This is a genomic window from Hymenobacter terrigena, assembly GCF_054776515.1.
This window is the reverse complement of sequence record NZ_BAAHBU010000004.1, coordinates 619,083-635,921: the sequence shown is the minus strand read 5'-3', so window position 1 is coordinate 635,921 and position 16,839 is coordinate 619,083. Positions and strand designations below refer to the sequence as shown.

The window sequence follows — 16,839 nt, the reverse complement described above, 5'->3', positions numbered from 1 at the left end:
TAGATTCAACGCCGAAAGATGGTATTTTTTTGTGTTGCGGCCCGTGCGCGTAATGTTGGCAAGGTATTTATTTTGCTACTTTACATCCGGTGTAATGCGGCCGGAATACCTTTGGGGTAGCCCAGAGCTTTGTGATGCTCTTCAGTAATATGAAAACCAATACGTTCTTTCCTCTTCGCTTCATCAGCGGCGTCCTTTTCTGCTTGGCACTGGCGGGTTCTGCGCCCCCCGATTCCCAGGCTCAAACGGCCCATGTGGCAGCCGCAACCGATGCGCCGCCCCTCGATGGCCTCTGGAAGGGCCCGTTGAAAGTGCCTGGTGGCCAGCTCGAAGTCATCTTCCGCTTCGTAAAACTCACCGGCGGCGAATATTTCTGCACCCTCGACGTGCCGCTCCAGAAAGTGAGCCGCATGAACGTGAAAACCGAAATCAAAGGCGACACCGTGCGTCTGTTTGCCGAAGAAGCCGCCACCCGCTTTGTGGGCCGCGTCTCGGCCGATGGCAAGCAGATGGCCGGCACCTGGCAGTCACCCGGCTTCAAAGTGCCGATGACGCTCACCTTCAGCGCCCTGCCGGCCATGAATGCCAAAAACGTGCGCCTCACGCCGCCCTACCGCGAGGAGGAAGCCACGTTCAGCAACCTTGCCGTGAATGCCCGCCTCAGCGGCATGCTCACCATTCCGGCTGGCCCGGGACCGTTTCCGGCCGTGGTGTTGCTTAGCGACAGCGGCCCGCACGACCGCGACGGTACCGTGGGCGAATTTGCCCCGCTGGGCCAGCTGGCCGACTACCTCACCCGGCGCGGCGTGGCCGTGCTCCGCTTCGACGACCGCGGCGTGGGCAAATCCGGTGGTACCCCCGCCGTCACCACCGACGACCTGGTAACCGATGCCCAGGCCGGCCTCAACTACCTGCGTACCCGCCCCGAAATCGACCTTTCGCACCTGGGCCTGGTGGGCCATGGCGAAGGCGGCAACGTGGCCCTACTGGCTGCGGCCCAGCCTTTGCCCCCCGCCTTCGTGGTCACGCTGGCCGCCTACGGCCTACCCGGCCGCGACATTGTGGTGCAGCAGCAGGCCACCACGCTGCGTACCCTCGGCACCGAAACGGCTCAGATTGAGGCCGCGACCAAGCGCCAGCAGGCCATGCTCGAAATCATTCGCCAGACCACCGACAATGCCCAGGCCCAGGCCATCGTGGCCAACATGCTGAAGCAGAACAACGCCGCCATCGACAATGCCACGGCCCAGGCCAGCGCCGCCGAAATGACTTCGCCCCGCTACCGTTACTTCCTGGCGTTCAACCCGGTGGATAAACTGCCGGCCGTCAACTGCCCCGTGTTGCTGCTCAACGGCACTTCCGACCTCACCATTAACGCCGATGCCAACATGACGGCCCTCGCCAAGGGCCTGAAAAACAATAAGAACGTGACTTCCAAGAAGCTGGTCGGCGTCAACCACCTCTTCCAGCCCGATCCGTCTAAGTGGCCGATTATCAACGGCCAGCCCCAGCCCAACTTCTCGCCCGAGGCCGAGGAAACAATCCGGGAATGGATTGTGGCCCAGTCCAAGAAGTAAAGCCTGCGTGGCTTGCTCAGCCAATGTATAGCCAACAAAAAAGGCCCTGCTAATAAGCAGGGCCTTTTTTGTTGCTGAGATGCTTGCTAACGGGAGCACCCAACTCACTATTATCCTTACTTAATCATATCAACCTCGGCCTTAATCATGGCGTTGTAGCGGCGGCCCTGGCCGTTGGCCAGCGTCAGCAGGTTCCAGCCCTTGCCGATGGTGTAGCTCCAGGTGCGGCTTTCCTTGTATTCGAAGGTTGGGCGCATAATCTGGCCGTAGGGCGTGTAGTTGTCCATGAAGTTGGTGGTGTAGAACTTATCACCCCCCACAATCCACTCCATCGCCACGAAGAAGCCTTCTTCCGGGGCCGGTATATTGTAAGTGCTCAGGTCGATGGTGTACCACTCGCCGCCGCGGGCAGCCGACACCACCACGTTTTCGGTGAGCAGGTCGGTGTTGGGGGCGTTGTAGTTGCCGTCGGCCTTGTAGAGGCGCACGCGGAAGGGCTCGCGCGGGAAGCCGTTTTCGCCGATGTAGAAGGACACGGTGCGCACGTTGCCGAGCTTTTTCTGCTTGTCGTTCTTCACGAAGAAGGCGTACTGCGAGCCCGGCAGGCCCTGAATCATGCCCTCGCCGGGGTTGTTCGACTTCGAGCCCAGTTCTAGGTTTTTGACTTTGCCACCTTTGACGGTCACGTTCGACAGTTCAATCACGCGCTTTTTCAGTTCGATGATGAGGTCCTCGGTGCTGCCGCGCTTGATAAATACGGCGCTGCGCTCGTAGCCGAGCGTCATCACAATCAGCGAATCCTGGCTGGTTTTTTCGAGGCCGGCCAACTGGAAATAACCGTATTCGTTCGTAAGCGCCCCGGTGCCCTCTTCGCGCAAACCGATGGAAGCGAACGGAACCGGGTCTTTGGTTTTGGCATCCACGACGCGGCCCGTAATGCGGTTTTCCTGCGCCCAGCTCAGCGCCGGCAACAGCAACAGAAGAACTAAAGCGAGAAAAGGTATGCGTTTCATCATCGCCAAAAATAATTTATAATGGGTTGTAGTCTGGCAAATTTACAAATTTTGAACCACTCTGTTAGCATCCTTTCTCCTATATAGCGTGTATTGGCGCGCTATGTGCAGATTTTTTTTTGCTGCCTAACAACGGGAGACTGATTTTATTGCTGTACAACCCCATCAGACCATGCGGGCGGCTTTTGGAGCAAGTTCGTAATAATACTGCGGTCAACTGAGAAATAAAAAAATTAACATTATAGAATGCTTCCCCGTACTGGGACCGGAATCATTTTCCAGAACTTACCTACTTCGTTTCATGAAAAAATCCTTCTTTTCACTGGTAGCTGCCGCTGCATTACTGGCCAGCTGCGAAACCAAACATTCTGCAACCAAAGACCAGCTTAGCGAAGCCGGCCAGGACACGGCCGTGATGGCCCGCGATGGAAAAACGGTGGCCGACGTGGCCAACGACGCCGGTGCCGCCGCCAGCAATGCCTGGGATTTGGGCAAAGCCAAGCTCGCCGACGTAAAATTTAAGGAAATCACCCTGCCTGGCGTGTCGGTTCGCGGCGACAGCACCTACAACGTGTACAGCGTGGATGAAAAAGTGCTGTTCGATACCGACAAGGCCGACATCAAGCCCAGCGCCGCCGAAGCCCTCAAGCAAATCACCGGTTCCATCAACCAGCGCTACAACGCCAGCCAGGTGCGCGTGATGGGCTTTGCTGACTCGCGCGGTGACAAGGACTACAACAAAGACCTGAGCCAGAAGCGCGCCGAGGCCGTGAAAAACTACCTGGTGGCCAACGGCAACATTGCCGCCACCCGCGTGAGCGTGGAGCCGATGGGCGAAGCCATGCCCGCCGCCTCGAACGCCACGGCCGCTGGCCGCCAGGAAAACCGGCGGGTAGAAATTGCGGTGCGCACCAAATAAGCAACGCTGAAACCAGGCCGCCAGCTTATTTGACGGCCACGGGATACAGTCTAAAAAGCCCCTGTGGTATTCCGCAGGGGCTTTTCTGCTTGCAGAATATAATCTTGAGTAAGAGTGAGTAAGAAAAAAGCACAACAGTAACAGGATGTTTCGCGCTTATGTTGATACGGCCTCCAGTCGGGGTGAAAGTGCTATATTGTAAATATTTATTTATTATTTTGCATTGTTGTTTTATTGGTTCAGGCCCAATACTGAGACAGTGGGTTTACTATATGACAGTAAGCCACTGCTTATCTTTCGGGTCCATAAGCCGCGTTAAGTTTTTATAGAATGAGGAGAAGTTTACTATGCGTTCTTCTATTGTTTGGGATTGTGGGGACGGTTTTGGGCCGGGCCGCCGTCCGAAATCCCCAGGGCCGCTTGCCTTTGGGAGGATTGTGGAAGGGTAAGCTCCCGGTTTTGGGAGGCAACCTGGATTTGACCATCAGTGTGATTCCGCTGGCCGGCGGCAAGTATTTCGCCGCCCTCGACGTACCCGCCCAAAAGGTGAGCCGCATGGTGACGGAAGTGACCGTGCGTGGCGACTCGGTGCTGCTGTGGATGCCGGCGGCCGGCAGCCACTACGCCGCCCGCTTCGATTCGGTGCGGCGTGAGCTGAACGGGGTCTGGATGCAGGCGGGGGTGAAATCGGCGGTGCGGCTGTTGCATTCGCCCATGCCTTCGGTAACGGCCCAGGGCACGCGCCTGGCTCCGCCCTACCGCGAAGAAGAAGTGGTGTTCAACAACCCCTCGGCCCGCCTGAATTTTGCCGGGATGCTGACCGTGCCCGCTGGCCCGGGCCCTTTTCCGGCCGTGGTGATGGTGAGCGACATCGGCGCGCAGGACCGCGACGGTACCATGGGCAACTACCACCTGATGGGCTCGTTGGCCGATTACCTTACCCGGCGCGGCATTGCCGTGCTGCGCTACGACGATAGGGGCGTGGGCCAGAGCGGCGGCAGCACCAGCACCGCCACCACGGCCATGTTGGTGAGCGACGTGCAGGCAGCCGTGAATTTCCTGCGGGCGCGCCTGGAAATCAACATAAACCGCATTGGGGTGCTGGGGCACGGCGAGGGTGCCAACGTGGCGCTGCTGGCGGCGGGCCAGCCCTTGCCGCCGGCCTTTGTGGTGGCGCTGGCAGGCTACGGCCTGCCCGGCGAGCAAACCCTGCTGCAACAGTTGGTGGACGAGCAGAAGGCCAAAAAAGTGGCTCCGCTGGAAATTCAGGCGGCTTATGAGCGCCAGCGGACGATGTACGACATCATTCGGCAAACCAATCCGCCGCAGTCGCTGGCCATTGTGAGCAATATGATGCGGCAGGACCAGCCCACACTGGACCCCCAGGCGGCCCAGGCCGCTGCTGCCCAGCAGCTTACCCCATGGCGGCGGTACTTTCTGTCCTTCGACCCCATTGCCGACCTCGACCAGGTGCGCTGTCCCGTGCTGCTGCTCAGCGGCACTGATGACGCCGAAGCGCCCGCCGACCTGCACCTGACCGCTCTGGAAAAAGAGTTGAAAAGCGTGAACCATAACATCACGGTGAAGCGCCTGCCGGGCGTCAATCACCTGTTTCAACCGGCCAAAACCGAGTGGACACTCATGAATGGCGAGATGAAGCCGTTGTTTTCGCCGGTAGCACAGGAAATCATCCGCGAATGGCTGGTGGGCCTGGAGGTAAAAAAGCAACAACCAATTGATAGATAATTTGCTGCCCGGAGCAGCAAAAAGGCCCTGCTATCAGCAGGGCCTTTTTGCTTTAGATATTTATTAAGTAGCGGTGTGGCAATGAATCAATTGACCACAAACGACAGCCGCTTATCCTTACTTAATCATGTCGACTTCGGCCTTAATCATGGCGTTGTAGCGCAGGCCCTGGCTGTTGGCGGCCGTGATGAGGCTCCAGCCCTTGCCGATGGAGTAGTTCCAGGTGCGGCTTTCCTTGAATTCGAAGGTGGGGCGCATAATCTGGCCATAGGGCGTGTAGTCGTCCATGAAGTTGGTGGCGAAGAACTTATCGCCGCTCACGACCCATTCCATGGCCACAAAAAAGCCTTCCTCCGGGGCCATGATGTTGTAGGGCGTGAGGTCGACGGTGTACCACTGGCCGCCTTGCGGGGCCGACACCACCACGTTTTCGGTGAGCAGGTCGGTGTTGGGGGCGTTGTAGTTGCCGTCGGCCTTGTAGAGGCGCACGCGGAAGGGTTCGCGCGGGAAGCCGTTTTCGCCGATGTAGAAGGACACGGTGCGCACGTTGCCGAGCTTTTTCTGCTTGTCGTTCTTCACAAAAAAGGCGTACTGCGAGCCCGGCAGGCCCTGAATCATACCCTCGCCGGGGTCGTTGGAACGGGCCCCCAGGCCCAGGTTTTTCACCTTGCCGGCCTTGACTACCACGTTGCTGAGCTCGACGGCCCGCTTGGGCACCTCAATGGTGAGGTTGGGCACGGCGGCCCCCCGCTTCACCAGCACGGCCCGGCGGGCATAGCCCAACGCCACCACGACGAGGGAGTCGTCGTCGTTCTTGGTAGGTGCTGGCACGATAAACTGACCATGCTCGTTGCTAAGGGCACCAATTTGCTCGCTTTTCAGGCCGATGGACGTGAAGGGCAGCGGCTCTTTCGTGTCTTTATCAACGATTACCCCTTTTATCTGAAGTTGCTGCGCCCAACCGGAGGTTGCAGCGAAGGCTAAAAATAGTGCTATAAGTGGTAGGCGTGTAGACATAGTAGGCGGGATAGTCCGAACAAAATTACAAATTCCTGCGCCGAAAGTTATCAGAAATTATTAGCAGATGCAACCGAATAATCCAAAACGCTGGCTGGAAGTGGCGTGGGGTAGACACAGAGGGATGTTGGTAGCCAAAAAAAAGGCGGTGGGCCGAAAAGCATTTAGTGGCGTACCTTTGTTTGTATTCTTTCTAAATAAGGTTCAGCCCGCTCAACGCCCGTGTCATTATTTCGTCGCTCCCCACAAAAGACCGTCACTAGCGCCGCTACCCGGCGCACTGCCAAGGACTTGCGCGTGGGCGAAACCGGCACCATTTGCTGCCTCGAAGACCCCGAAATGGCCTTGAAACTGCTGGAAATGGGCTGCGTGCCGGGCGTTCAGGTGCGCCTAAGCGGCCGCGCGCCCCTCGGCGACCCGCTGATGCTGGTGCTGGGTGACCAGGAATATACGCTGTCGGTACGGGCCAGCGAGGCGGCAACCATTTTGCTGAAGGAGTAGCAGATGCGCAATGGCGGTAACAGTAAGTAGTTCAGTAACAGCGCCAATTGCTGCGCCGCCGGTCGGCCCCGAAGCCGGTGCCCGGCCCCTGCGCATTGCCCTCATCGGCAACCCGAACAGCGGCAAAACCTCGCTGTTCAACCAGCTCACCGGCCTCAACCAGAAAGTAGGCAATTTCCCCGGGGTGACGGTGGACCGCAAAACCGGCGTGTCCCAGCTCACGGCTACCCAGCGGGCCGAGATTATTGACCTGCCGGGAACCTACTCGCTCTATCCCAAGAGCCTGGACGAGAAGGTGATTACGGACTTGCTCTACGATAAAGCCGCCGACAACTACCCCGACTTTGTGGTGGTGACGGTGGATGCCAACAACCTGCGCCGTAGCCTGCTGCTGTTCACCCAGCTCGGCGACCTTGGGCTGCCGGCGGTGCTGGCCCTCAACATGATGGACGTGGCCGAGCGCCACGGCGTGAACATCGATTTGCCCGCGCTGGAGCGGGAGTTGGGCGTGCCCATCATTCCGATGAATGCCCGGAAGGGCATTGGCGTGGCGGCCCTCAAGATTGTGATGGCCCAGCGGCTGGATGCGCCGCCGGTGCGCTTCTGGCATCCCGATGAAAAGCTGCTGCCGCTGGTGCGCCAGATTCGCTACTATTTCAACCTGCACAACGATTACCTGGCGCTGCATTATGCGCAGCAGTACCGCCAGATTAGCTTTCTAAGCGCCGAGGACAAGGCGCACATTCAGGAGCTGGTGCAGCAGGCTGGGTTTGATGCCACCGCCGCGCAGGCGGCCGAAACCATTGGGCGCTACGGGCGCATCAACGAGATTTTGCTCGAAACGGTGACGGTGGTGCGCACCGAAACCCGGGAGCCGATAAGCAACCGCATTGACAAGGTGCTGACGCACCGGGTGGGCGGCTACCTCATTTTTCTGAGCATTCTGTTTCTGCTGTTTCAGGCCATTTTTGCCTGGGCACAGTACCCGATGGACTGGATTGACCAAGGGATTTCGGGTTTGAGCGCGATTATTCAGGCCAACTTTTCGGGGCCGCTGGTGCGGCTGCTGACGGAGGGCGTGCTGGCCGGACTAGGCGGCGTGCTGGTGTTTATTCCGCAGATTGCGCTGCTGTTCGGCTTTCTGGCGGTGCTGGAGGAAACGGGCTACATGGCCCGCGTCACCTTCCTGATGGACAAGCTGATGCGGCCGTTCGGGCTGAGCGGCAAGAGCGTGGTGCCGCTGATTTCGGGGCTGGCCTGTGCCGTGCCGGCCATCATGGGGGCGCGGGTGATTGAGAGCTGGAAGGACCGGATGATTACGATTTTCGTGACGCCGCTCATGTCGTGTTCGGCCCGTATTCCGGTGTACACGGTGCTGGTGGCGCTGGTGGTGCCCAACCAGGCCGCGTGGGGAATTTTCAACCTACGCGGCGTGGCGCTGATGTCGCTGTATCTGCTCGGGTTATTTTCGGCGCTGGGCTCGGCCTGGGCCCTGAAGAAGCTGCTGAAAGCGCGCGAGCGGAGCTACTTCATCATGGAATTCCCGGTGTACCAGTGGCCGCGCTGGAAGAACGTGGGCCTCACCATCTATCAGAAGGTGAGTGCGTTCGTGTTGCAGGCGGGCCGGGTGATAGTAGCCATTTCGGTGCTGCTGTGGGTGTTGGCCAGCTACGGCCCCGGTCAGCAGCAGGCAGCGGCTGAGGCGCAGGTGCGACAAACAGCCACCGCTCGCGGCTGGGATGCAGCCGAAACCAGCCGGCAGGTAGCGTCGGCGCGCTTAGAAACCTCTTACGCCGGAAAGTTTGGCCACGTGCTGGAGCCGGCCATCCGCCCCTTGGGTTACGACTGGAAAATCGGTATCGCGCTGCTCACTTCGTTTGCAGCGCGGGAGGTTTTTGTGGGCACTATTTCGACCATCTACAGCGTGGGGCAGGATGCCGACATGGGCACGCTGCAGCAGAAGCTCAGCGCTGAAAAAGACGCCACCGGGCAGCCGTTTTTCACGCCGGCGCGGGCGTTTTCGCTGCTGGTGTTCTACGTGTTTGCCATGCAGTGCATGAGCACGCTGGCCGTGACCTACCGCGAAACCAAGAACTGGCGCTGGCCGCTGGCGCAACTCGTGTACATGACCGGGCTGGCCTACGTGGCGGCGTTTGTGGTGTACCAGGTGCTGGCCTAAGAAGCGGGTGTAGGAGCGGGCAGGCTGCTGTTCCAAATGTCCTGATGCAGCTTCCATTGGCCCTGCTGCTGTTTCCACACTACGAGGTATTTGCCTTCGTCTATTGGCTGAGCATTGGGGCCAAGCAGCGTGTAATGGCCCAGCTCGATGGCGGTATCGGGCATTTCTTCCACTTCCTGGGTGTGCAGCTGCACCTGCTTGATGCCCATGGCCATGGCGCCTTCCCAAAAAGCCTGAATGCCCGCCGTGCCCTGGATTGCGCCCATGCCCGTGGGCAGCAGCACGCCGTTGGGGGTGTAGAGGCTGGCGATACCAGCGGCGTCGCTCCGCTCGAAGTTGGCTTCAAAAAGGTCATTGGCGCGCCGGATTTCGGCGGCTACGGGAGTCGCGGTGGCAATCATGAGGAAGAGGCTTTAGTTGATTGTTCGGACAATGTATAAACTTATTTATAATTATTGTTTGATTAAGTTGAAAAAAGAGGCTGTTGAATGAGTCGCGGCTGAATACACTTTTGAAAATGAAGTACCATTCCGGTGTCCGCTTTAGGGCTGGGTGTTCATTAACGGACACTTTTTGGGAGATACAGGGAAATAGTTTTATTGTTATAACATTGGTAATCAAAGTTTTAAATGATTGGCATGCGGCTTGGGAATAGATAGGGAAACCTCCCTTCTTTCTGCACGAAAATGGACAGAGCCATTGCCGATTCTATTCAAACCCAACGCAAGCGCCGCCGCTGGCTCGCGGTAGCTGCGGGCGTACTGCTGGTGCTGGGCGCGGTGCTGGCCTTCCGCACGGTGCTGAAACCCAGTCTGCGTCGAGGTGATATCCTGACCGCTACCGTGGAAACGGGGGAGGTGGAAGCTTCGCTCACGGCGGCCGGTACCGTGATTCCGGGCCGCGAGGCGGTACTGACGAGCCCGATTCAGAGCACCATCCGGCGGGTGGCGGTGGCGGTGGGGGCGCGGGTGCGGCCGGGCGAAACCATTCTGGAACTCGACAAGGAACTGGCCAATTCGAGCCTGGCCAAGCTGGACGATGAGCAGCTGCGCAACCAGAACAAAAACTCGCAGCTGCAGCTGACGCTGGAGCGCAGCCTGACCGATTTGCGCGCCCAGGCCCAGGTACAGGCCGTGAAGGTGCGCAGCCTGCAATCGGCTTTGCGCGATGAGCAGCAGCTGCTGAAAATAGGCGGTGGTACGGCCGAAAACGTGCGCCAGGCCGAATTGAATCTGACCGTGGCCCAACTCGAAGCCGACCGCCTGACGCGCCAGATACAGACGCAGCAGCGTTCGAATGCGGCCGATGTGCGGGAGCTGGGCTATACAGTTTCGATGCAGCAGCGCAGCATTGCGGAGCTGGCTACCAAGCTACGGCAGGCCGACATCAGCAGCCAGCAGCCGGGCGTACTGACCTGGGTGAACGACAACCTCGGCACCACCGTGCAGGCCGGCGACGCGCTGGCGCGGGTGGCCGATTTGAGCAGCTTCCGGGTGCGGGCCACGATTTCGGACAGCTACGCCGATGCCCTCCACCAAGGCGACCCGGTGAAGGTGCGCATCAACGACCTCGACCTGCGCGGCACGGTGGCCAGCATCAGCCCGAGCGTGGAAAAGGGCGTGGTGACGTTTTATGCCCAGCTCGACAACCCACACCACCCGGCGCTGCGGCCCAACCTGCGCGCCGACGTGTTTGTGATAACCCGCGCCCACCACGGCGTGCTGCGCGTGAAAAACGGCCCGTTTTACCAGGGCGGCAAGGAGCAGCCGGTGTTCGTGCTGACCAACAATGGCCGCGTGGTGCGCCGCACGGTGCGTTTCGGCGACAGCAATTTCGACTTTGTGCAGATTGCTAGCGGCCTGCATGCCGGGGAGGAAATCGTGGTGTCGGATATGAAAGAGCATCTGGATACGCCGGAGCTAACCCTCAAAGACTAAGGCGGCGCGACGATGAGACTCCGAATCATTCAGCTTCTTTTGCTTCTCGCGCCGCTGGGGTTGCTGCGGCAGCCAGTGGCAGCTCAGGTAGCGCAAGCGTCCGCGCCCGCCCTCACGCTGGCCGAGGTGATTGCCCAGGCGCTGGAACACTCCGCTGCCGGCCAGCAAACCGTAACCAACCGCGAAACCGGCTACTGGGCCTGGCGTGGCTACCAGGCCAACTACCGGCCGCAGCTGGGCCTGGCGGGCACGCTGCCCAATTTCAGCCGCGTGATTACGCCCGTGGTACAGCCCGACGGCACCACCGATTTCCGGGCCGTGCGCATCAACAATTCCAACTTAGCGCTGACGCTAAGCCAGAACATCGGGCCGACCGGGGCGCAGATTTCGGTAGGGGCGGAGGTGCAGCGGTTCGATGATTTCAATGGTGGGCTGAAGCGGTATAACAACCAGCCATTTACGCTGGGAATCGTGCAGCCGCTGGGCCAGTTTAATAATCTGAAATGGGCGCGGGCCATCGAGCCGCTGCGCTACCAGGAAAGCCGGCGCGCCTACGTGGAGGAGCGCGAAACCGTGGCCCAGCGCGTCACGGAGCTGTATTTCGACGTGCTGCTGCAACAGGTGAATGCCGCCGTGGCCGGCCAGAATGCCCAGGCCACCGCCGAGCTGCTGCGCATCGGCCGCGAGCGGTTTGCGCTGGGCCGGCTGTCACAAAGCGACTTACTGCAGCTGGAACTGAACCTGCTGGATGCCCGTCAGGCCCAGAACCAGGCCCGGCTCGATGCGGAGGTTGCGGCCGTGGCCCTGCAGGCCTACACCGGCCAGCCGGCGGCCGAGGGGACCCTGGCGCTGGCTGTGCCCGCGCCAGCCCCGCAGCCGGCCGTGGCCCCCGCGCAGGCGCTAGCCGAGGCGCGGCAGTACCGCAGCACCACGCTGACGCTGCGCCGCCGGCTGTTGCAGGCCGAGCGCGACGTGGCCCAGGCACGGGGTACCACCGGCTTTCAGGCCAGCCTCATGGCTAATCTGGGCTACGTAAACCAGGCCCCGAAGCTGATGGATACCTACCTCAACCTGCAAAACCAGCAGCAGGTGCGCCTGGCTTTTTCGCTGCCGCTGGTGGACTGGGGCCGCCGCCAGGCCATTGTAAAAACCGCCGAATTGGCCCGCGACCAGACCCGCCACAACGTGGCCCAGGAAGAGCGCAGCTTCGAGCAAACGGTGCTCACGCAGGCCGGGCAGCAGCCCGCGCTGGCCGAGCAGATTGCGCTGGCGGGCCGGGCCGACTCGCTGGCCCAGCGCCGCTACGACATTGCCCGCGCCACCTACCTGCTGGGCCGCATCAGCCTCACCGATTTGACTCTGGCCTCGGTGGCCAAGGACGGCGCGCGGCGCGGCTACATTTTCGCCCTGCGCGCCGGCTGGGTGGCCTATTACCGCCTGCGGGCCCTCACCTTATTCGATTTCGAAACCCAAACTCCCCTTCTCAAATGAGCCCGGAAACCGACCTCCGCCAACCCGTTGCCGCCGCGCCCGACCGTGCCGCGCCCGTTCTGCGCCTCCGCGACATCGAGAAAGTTTACCAGACCAAGACCATCGAAACGGTGGCCCTGAACCAGGTGAACCTGACCGTGAACCGTGGCGAGTTTGTGTCCATCATGGGCCCCAGCGGCTGCGGCAAATCGACGCTGCTGAGCCTGATGGGCTTGCTTGACGAGCCCACCAGCGGCGTGATTGAGGTGGATGGCCGCGCCGTGACTTCCTATTCCGATAAGGAGCTGGCGGGGCTGCGCAACCTGAAAATCGGCTTCGTGTTCCAGAGCTACCACCTGATAAACGACCTTTCCGTGGTCGACAACGTGGAGCTGCCGCTGCTGTACCGGCCCGGCATGAGCGGCAAGGAGCGCCGCCAGCGCGCCCTCGCCGCGCTGGATAAGGTGGGGCTGAATGCCCGCACCAGCCACTTCCCGGCCCAGCTTTCGGGTGGGCAGCGGCAGCGGGTGGCCATTGCGCGGGCCCTGGCCGGCGGGCCGGAAATCATTCTGGCCGATGAGCCGACGGGCAACCTCGATTCGGTGATGGGGGAGGAGATTATCGAGCTGCTGCTGGAGCTGAACCGTGAGCAGGGCGTGACCATCGTGATGGTGACCCATGACCTGCAGCAGGCCATGAAGACGCAACGCGTGATTCGGTTTTTCGATGGCAGCCAAGTGGGGTGAAAAGAGTGGGGTGGCCGGCTGGTCATGCAGAGCGCAGCGAAGCATCTTGCCCGCCACCACTAATTCAATCGGCACAACGAAGCGGGCAAGATGCTTCGCTGCGCTCTGCATGACGTGCTAATAATTCTCAAAGCCATGTTCCTCTCTTACTTAAAAATCGCCTGGAAGGTGCTGATGCGCCGCAAGTTCTTCACCTTCATCAGCCTGTTTGGCGTGAGCTTCACGCTGATGATATTACTGGTAGTGATGGCCATGTTCGACGACTTGGTGGGGCCGGGCACACCGGTGAAGCGCGTGGACCGGATGCTGTTTGTCAACGTCATCCGGCACCAGATGGTAGGCGGCCACGGCTGGATGAACATGCCGGCCAGCATTCATTTTGTGGACGACTACGTGCGGAAGATGAAAACCCCGGAACTGGTGGGCATCTGCACAGGCACGTCCAACGCCACGGCCTTCACCAAGAGCAAGCTGCTGCCGTTGGACGTGGCCTACACCGACGGCAACCTCTGGCGCATCATGGACTTTGACTTTCTAGGCGGGCGGCCATTCACCAGCGCCGAGGTGCAGCAGGCTCAGCCGGTGTGCGTCATCAACGAAGCCACGGCCCGCGCCTACTTCGGCCGCACCGACGTGGTGGGGCGCATCATCGAAATTGACCTGAAGCGCTACCGCGTGGCGGGCGTGGTGCGCAATGTGTCGGCCGCGCGCGTGTATTCTTACGCCGACGTGTGGATGCCCTACACCCTGAGCGCGGACTACTACAAAGACAACCGCCTCAACGGCGCCTTTCTGCCAGTGCTGCTGGCCCCCTCGGCGGCGGCGGTACCGGCCATGCGCGAGGAATACCGCCAGATGATGAAGCGGGTGGAAATCCCGAATCCGAAGGAGGTGAAGGCCGTGTTCTCCTACGCCGACCCCATGCTGGCGGGCATCACGCGGGGCATACTCAACCACCAGGAACAGACCATGGACAACGACAACCTCGGCGTTTTTTATCTAATAGTGAGCAGCCTGGCGTTGCTGTTCATGCTGCTGCCCGCCCTGAACCTTGTGAACCTGAACGTGACGCGCATCCTGGAGCGCTCGGGCGAGATTGGGGTGCGCAAGGCCTTTGGGGCGACGGGCAGCAACCTGGTGGGGCAGTTTCTGGTCGAGAACGTGGTGCTGGCCCTGGTGGGCGGGCTGCTGGGGCTGGCCCTGGCCGCCGGGGCCCTGGCGCTGGTGAACGAAGCGCACCCCGTAGCCTACGCTCACTTCACCCTCAGCTGGCGGGTGTTTGGCTGGGGCATGCTGCTCACGCTCATTTTCGGGCTGATGAGCGGCGTGTACCCGGCCTGGAAAATGTCGCGCCTCAACCCCGTGGCCGCCCTGCGCGGCAGCGGCGAACAGAAATGAGATGGTGAACGGTAGGGCAAGAGGCCGTCATGCAGAGCGCAGCGAAGCATCTTGCCCGCAGTCACTAATTCAATCAACGCAACGAAGAGGGCAAGATGCTTCGCTGCGCTCTGCATGACGGCCTTTTTACGCTATTCTTCCTCCAAAACCATGCTCCGCCACCTCTTTACCCTCATCTGGAACCGCAAGCGGGCCAACCTGCTGCTGATTTCCGAAGTATTCTTCTCCTTCGTGGTGCTGTTTGGGGTGGGCGCGGTGCTCATCACCACGGCCAAAAACTACCTGGCCCCGCACGGCTTCAACTACGAGCAGGTGTGGCGGCTGGAGGTGCGTGCCGGCCAGAACCTGAAAATGCCTCGCGCCGAGCTCGACGACGTGCTGCGCCAGGTGAAGGCCCTGCCCGGCGTGCGCACGGTGGCCCTGACCAGTGGCAACACGCCGTTTATTTTCAACACCAACAACTCGGTATTCGAGTACCAGGGCAAGAAGTCGCCGGTAGCCAACGTCTACGACGCCGACGACCACTACACAGAAGCCATGCAACTGCACCTGCGCGAGGGCCGCTGGTTTGCGCCCTCCGACGATGGCAGCAACCACCGCCCCGTGGTCATCAGCCAGGACCTGCGCGAGAGCATGTTTGGCAACGGCCCGGCCCTGGGCAAAATCTTCACCTGGGAAAACCCCGGCAAGGAAGCCACCAAGCCCGAAGACGAGTTCCTGGTGACGGGCGTGGTGGACCCCGTGCGCATGGAAAGCGACTTCTCCGCGCCCATTCCCTCGGTGTGGAAGCGCCTCATTCCCTACGACACCACCCACTGGGAAACGGCCAACGTGCTGGTGCGCGTGGCCCCCGGCTCGGGCGGCGAGCTGCAGGAGAAAATAGCCCGCACCGTGGCCGGCGTGACGCGCCAGTGGACCAGCCAGGTGCGCGTGTTGGACGACGAGCGCCTGCACCGCCGCCGCTACACGCTGGTGCCGGTGGTGGGCCTGTGCATCATGGGCCTGTTCCTCATCATCAACGTGGCGCTGGGGCTGTTTGGGGTGCTGTGGTACAACATCAGCCAGCGCCGGGCCGAGATTGGGTTGCGCCGGGCCATGGGGGCCACGGGTACGGGCATCGGCTGGCAGTTTCTGGGCGAGATGATGGTGGTCACCACCTTCGGGGTGCTGCTGGGCACGCTGCTGGCGGCGCAGTTCCCGCTGCTCAACGCCTTCGACTTGCCGGCCCAGCCCTACCTGCTGGCCATTGCGGCGGCGGCCGGCGCGGTGTACGCCATCACGGCGCTGTGCGCGTGGCAGCCCAGCCGGCTGGCGGCGCGCATACACCCGGCGGTGGCCCTGCGTGAGGAGTAGCGGGCAGCATGATGGGGGCATTTGTCATCCTGAGCGCAGCGAAGGACCTTATCACGGTTGAATGTTTTGCAGTAAATCGACTGGTGCGAACGTGATAAGGTCCTTCGCTGCGCTCAGGATGACAGATTTTTCACCTGACTGGCAACGAAATGCTACCTTGCCTGCTACCCGGGCAACTCTCAACCCGCCCGCTGCATCTGTCGCGTCAGAAACTCGCTTCACACCCTCACCTTTTTTCTGCATCAGTTATGAAAAACCTCACCGCCGCCACCTTTTTCTGCTTGCTGAGCACGGCCACGGCCCTTGCCCAAACTGCGCCGCAGGTGCGCAACGTGGCCAGCTTCCACGCCGTGGAAGTGAGCAGCGGCGTCGAACTGCGCCTGACTTCGGGCAGTACCCAGCGCGTGGAAGCCAGCGCCGACGACGCCGACCAGCTCGAACGCCTCACCACCGAAGTGCGCGACGGCGTGCTCAAAATCAGCTTCGACCGCGCGTGGGCCGAATCGCTGGGCCTGAAAACCGTGCGCCACTTGCGCGTGAACGTCACCGCTACCAGCCTCACGGCCCTGCACGCCAGCAGCGGCGCCCACGCCGAAGTGGTAGGCGCATTCACCACCCAGGGCTTGGACGTGTCCGCGTCGTCGGGCGCCACGCTCAAGGCCAATTTCACCAGCACCGACCTGCGCGCCAAGGTGAGCAGCGGCGGCGTGGCCACCCTGGCCGGCACCGCCCAGCGCCTCGACGTGGGGGCCAGCAGTGGTGGCGTGTTCAAGGGCGATGCCCTGACGGCCCGCGCCTGCGATGCCAACGCCAGCAGCGGCGGCAACGTGGCCGTGACCGTGCAGGAAACCCTGACCGCCGATGCCAGCAGCGGCGGCGACGTGCGCTATACCGGCTCGCCCCGCGTGAGCAAGCACACCAGCAGCGGCGGCAGCGTGAAAAGCCGGTAGTAAACAGCCTAATAGTAACTGTCATCCTGAGCG

The 16,839-nt window shown here is 61.0% G+C and carries 14 protein-coding genes; 11 read left to right on the top strand and 3 right to left on the bottom strand.

All coding sequences use genetic code 11. The features are described 5' to 3' along the window. Positions 1 to 149 precede the first annotated feature (149 nt). Positions 150 to 1,577 carry an alpha/beta hydrolase family protein gene (locus tag ACYU7Q_RS19100; protein ID WP_460611055.1) on the top strand — a complete coding sequence of 476 codons (1,428 nt, stop codon included), beginning with the start codon at positions 150 to 152 and terminating at the stop codon, positions 1,575 to 1,577. 116 nt (positions 1,578 to 1,693) lie between these two features. Here ACYU7Q_RS19100 and ACYU7Q_RS19095 read toward each other — a convergent pair whose 3' ends face one another. Further along, positions 1,694 to 2,590: a carboxypeptidase-like regulatory domain-containing protein gene (locus tag ACYU7Q_RS19095; protein ID WP_460611054.1), complete on the bottom strand. Its 897-nt coding sequence runs from the start codon at positions 2,588 to 2,590 to the stop codon at positions 1,694 to 1,696. 301 nt (positions 2,591 to 2,891) lie between these two features. On the opposite strand from ACYU7Q_RS19095, the gene ACYU7Q_RS19090 reads away from it, so the two are divergent. Continuing rightward, positions 2,892 to 3,509 (top strand): OmpA family protein, encoded by a 618-nt coding sequence (locus ACYU7Q_RS19090; protein ID WP_460611053.1) that lies wholly within the window; start codon positions 2,892 to 2,894, stop codon positions 3,507 to 3,509. Between the two features lie 459 nt (positions 3,510 to 3,968). Then, complete coding sequence (locus ACYU7Q_RS19085; RefSeq protein WP_460611052.1) at positions 3,969 to 5,255, top strand: alpha/beta hydrolase family protein; 1,287 nt, start codon at positions 3,969 to 3,971, stop codon at positions 5,253 to 5,255. Positions 5,256 to 5,372: 117 nt separating this feature from the next. On the opposite strand, the gene ACYU7Q_RS19080 is transcribed toward ACYU7Q_RS19085, so the two are convergent. After that, on the bottom strand, positions 5,373 to 6,272 hold the full coding sequence (locus ACYU7Q_RS19080; protein ID WP_460611051.1) for a peptidase associated/transthyretin-like domain-containing protein: 900 nt from the start codon (positions 6,270 to 6,272) through the stop codon (positions 5,373 to 5,375). Positions 6,273 to 6,494: 222 nt separating this feature from the next. On the opposite strand from ACYU7Q_RS19080, the gene ACYU7Q_RS19075 reads away from it, so the two are divergent. Together ACYU7Q_RS19075 and feoB are read left to right on the top strand one after the other, a co-directional pair. Beyond that, on the top strand, positions 6,495 to 6,773 hold the full coding sequence (locus ACYU7Q_RS19075; protein ID WP_460611049.1) for a FeoA family protein: 279 nt from the start codon (positions 6,495 to 6,497) through the stop codon (positions 6,771 to 6,773). A 10-nt stretch (positions 6,774 to 6,783) separates the two neighbouring features. Next, complete coding sequence (feoB, locus tag ACYU7Q_RS19070; protein ID WP_460611048.1) at positions 6,784 to 8,952, top strand: ferrous iron transporter B; 2,169 nt, start codon at positions 6,784 to 6,786, stop codon at positions 8,950 to 8,952. Here the strand turns inward: feoB and ACYU7Q_RS19065 are convergent. Continuing rightward, complete coding sequence (locus ACYU7Q_RS19065) at positions 8,949 to 9,353, bottom strand: YybH family protein (protein ID WP_460611046.1); 405 nt, start codon at positions 9,351 to 9,353, stop codon at positions 8,949 to 8,951. The two genes, feoB and ACYU7Q_RS19065, sit on opposite strands and share 4 nt — an antisense overlap. Positions 9,354 to 9,638: 285 nt before the next feature. Here ACYU7Q_RS19065 and ACYU7Q_RS19060 point away from each other — a divergent pair, with 285 nt between their 5' ends. From ACYU7Q_RS19060 to ACYU7Q_RS19035, 6 genes are all read left to right on the top strand, one after another. Then, the gene (locus tag ACYU7Q_RS19060) at positions 9,639 to 10,889 is read left to right on the top strand and encodes an efflux RND transporter periplasmic adaptor subunit (RefSeq protein ID WP_460611044.1); all 1,251 of its coding nucleotides are present in this window, start codon (positions 9,639 to 9,641) and stop codon (positions 10,887 to 10,889) included. A 39-nt stretch (positions 10,890 to 10,928) separates the two neighbouring features. Then, positions 10,929 to 12,380: a TolC family protein gene (locus tag ACYU7Q_RS19055; protein WP_460611042.1), complete on the top strand. Its 1,452-nt coding sequence runs from the start codon at positions 10,929 to 10,931 to the stop codon at positions 12,378 to 12,380. Beyond that, positions 12,377 to 13,105, top strand: a complete 729-nt coding sequence (locus ACYU7Q_RS19050; RefSeq protein ID WP_460611041.1) for an ABC transporter ATP-binding protein — start codon at positions 12,377 to 12,379, stop codon at positions 13,103 to 13,105. Before ACYU7Q_RS19055 ends, ACYU7Q_RS19050 begins: the two co-directional genes overlap by 4 nt. Before the next feature lie 135 nt (positions 13,106 to 13,240). Beyond that, positions 13,241 to 14,503 carry an ABC transporter permease gene (locus ACYU7Q_RS19045; protein WP_460611040.1) on the top strand — a complete coding sequence of 421 codons (1,263 nt, stop codon included), beginning with the start codon at positions 13,241 to 13,243 and terminating at the stop codon, positions 14,501 to 14,503. A gap of 150 nt (positions 14,504 to 14,653) precedes the next feature. Next, positions 14,654 to 15,856, top strand: coding sequence for an FtsX-like permease family protein (locus ACYU7Q_RS19040; RefSeq protein WP_460611038.1), 1,203 nt, complete (start codon positions 14,654 to 14,656; stop codon positions 15,854 to 15,856). Between the two features lie 248 nt (positions 15,857 to 16,104). After that, positions 16,105 to 16,806, top strand: a complete 702-nt coding sequence (locus tag ACYU7Q_RS19035) for a head GIN domain-containing protein (RefSeq protein ID WP_460611036.1) — start codon at positions 16,105 to 16,107, stop codon at positions 16,804 to 16,806. Positions 16,807 to 16,839: the final 33 nt, after the last annotated feature.

Bases quoted from the DNA above. Each gene is read 5' to 3' on its own strand.
- ACYU7Q_RS19045 (WP_460611040.1), top strand. From the start codon at position 13,241: ATGTTCCTCTCTTACTTAAAAATCGCCTGGAAGGTGCTGATGCGCCGC.
- ACYU7Q_RS19065 (WP_460611046.1), bottom strand. From the start codon at position 9,353: ATGATTGCCACCGCGACTCCCGTAGCCGCCGAAATCCGGCGCGCCAAT.
- ACYU7Q_RS19100 (WP_460611055.1), top strand. From the start codon at position 150: ATGAAAACCAATACGTTCTTTCCTCTTCGCTTCATCAGCGGCGTCCTT.
- ACYU7Q_RS19040 (WP_460611038.1), top strand. From the start codon at position 14,654: ATGCTCCGCCACCTCTTTACCCTCATCTGGAACCGCAAGCGGGCCAAC.
- feoB (WP_460611048.1), top strand. From the start codon at position 6,784: ATGGCGGTAACAGTAAGTAGTTCAGTAACAGCGCCAATTGCTGCGCCG.
- ACYU7Q_RS19090 (WP_460611053.1), top strand. From the start codon at position 2,892: ATGAAAAAATCCTTCTTTTCACTGGTAGCTGCCGCTGCATTACTGGCC.
- ACYU7Q_RS19060 (WP_460611044.1), top strand. From the start codon at position 9,639: ATGGACAGAGCCATTGCCGATTCTATTCAAACCCAACGCAAGCGCCGC.
- ACYU7Q_RS19035 (WP_460611036.1), top strand. From the start codon at position 16,105: ATGAAAAACCTCACCGCCGCCACCTTTTTCTGCTTGCTGAGCACGGCC.
- ACYU7Q_RS19095 (WP_460611054.1), bottom strand. From the start codon at position 2,590: ATGAAACGCATACCTTTTCTCGCTTTAGTTCTTCTGTTGCTGTTGCCG.
- ACYU7Q_RS19080 (WP_460611051.1), bottom strand. From the start codon at position 6,272: ATGTCTACACGCCTACCACTTATAGCACTATTTTTAGCCTTCGCTGCA.
- ACYU7Q_RS19050 (WP_460611041.1), top strand. From the start codon at position 12,377: ATGAGCCCGGAAACCGACCTCCGCCAACCCGTTGCCGCCGCGCCCGAC.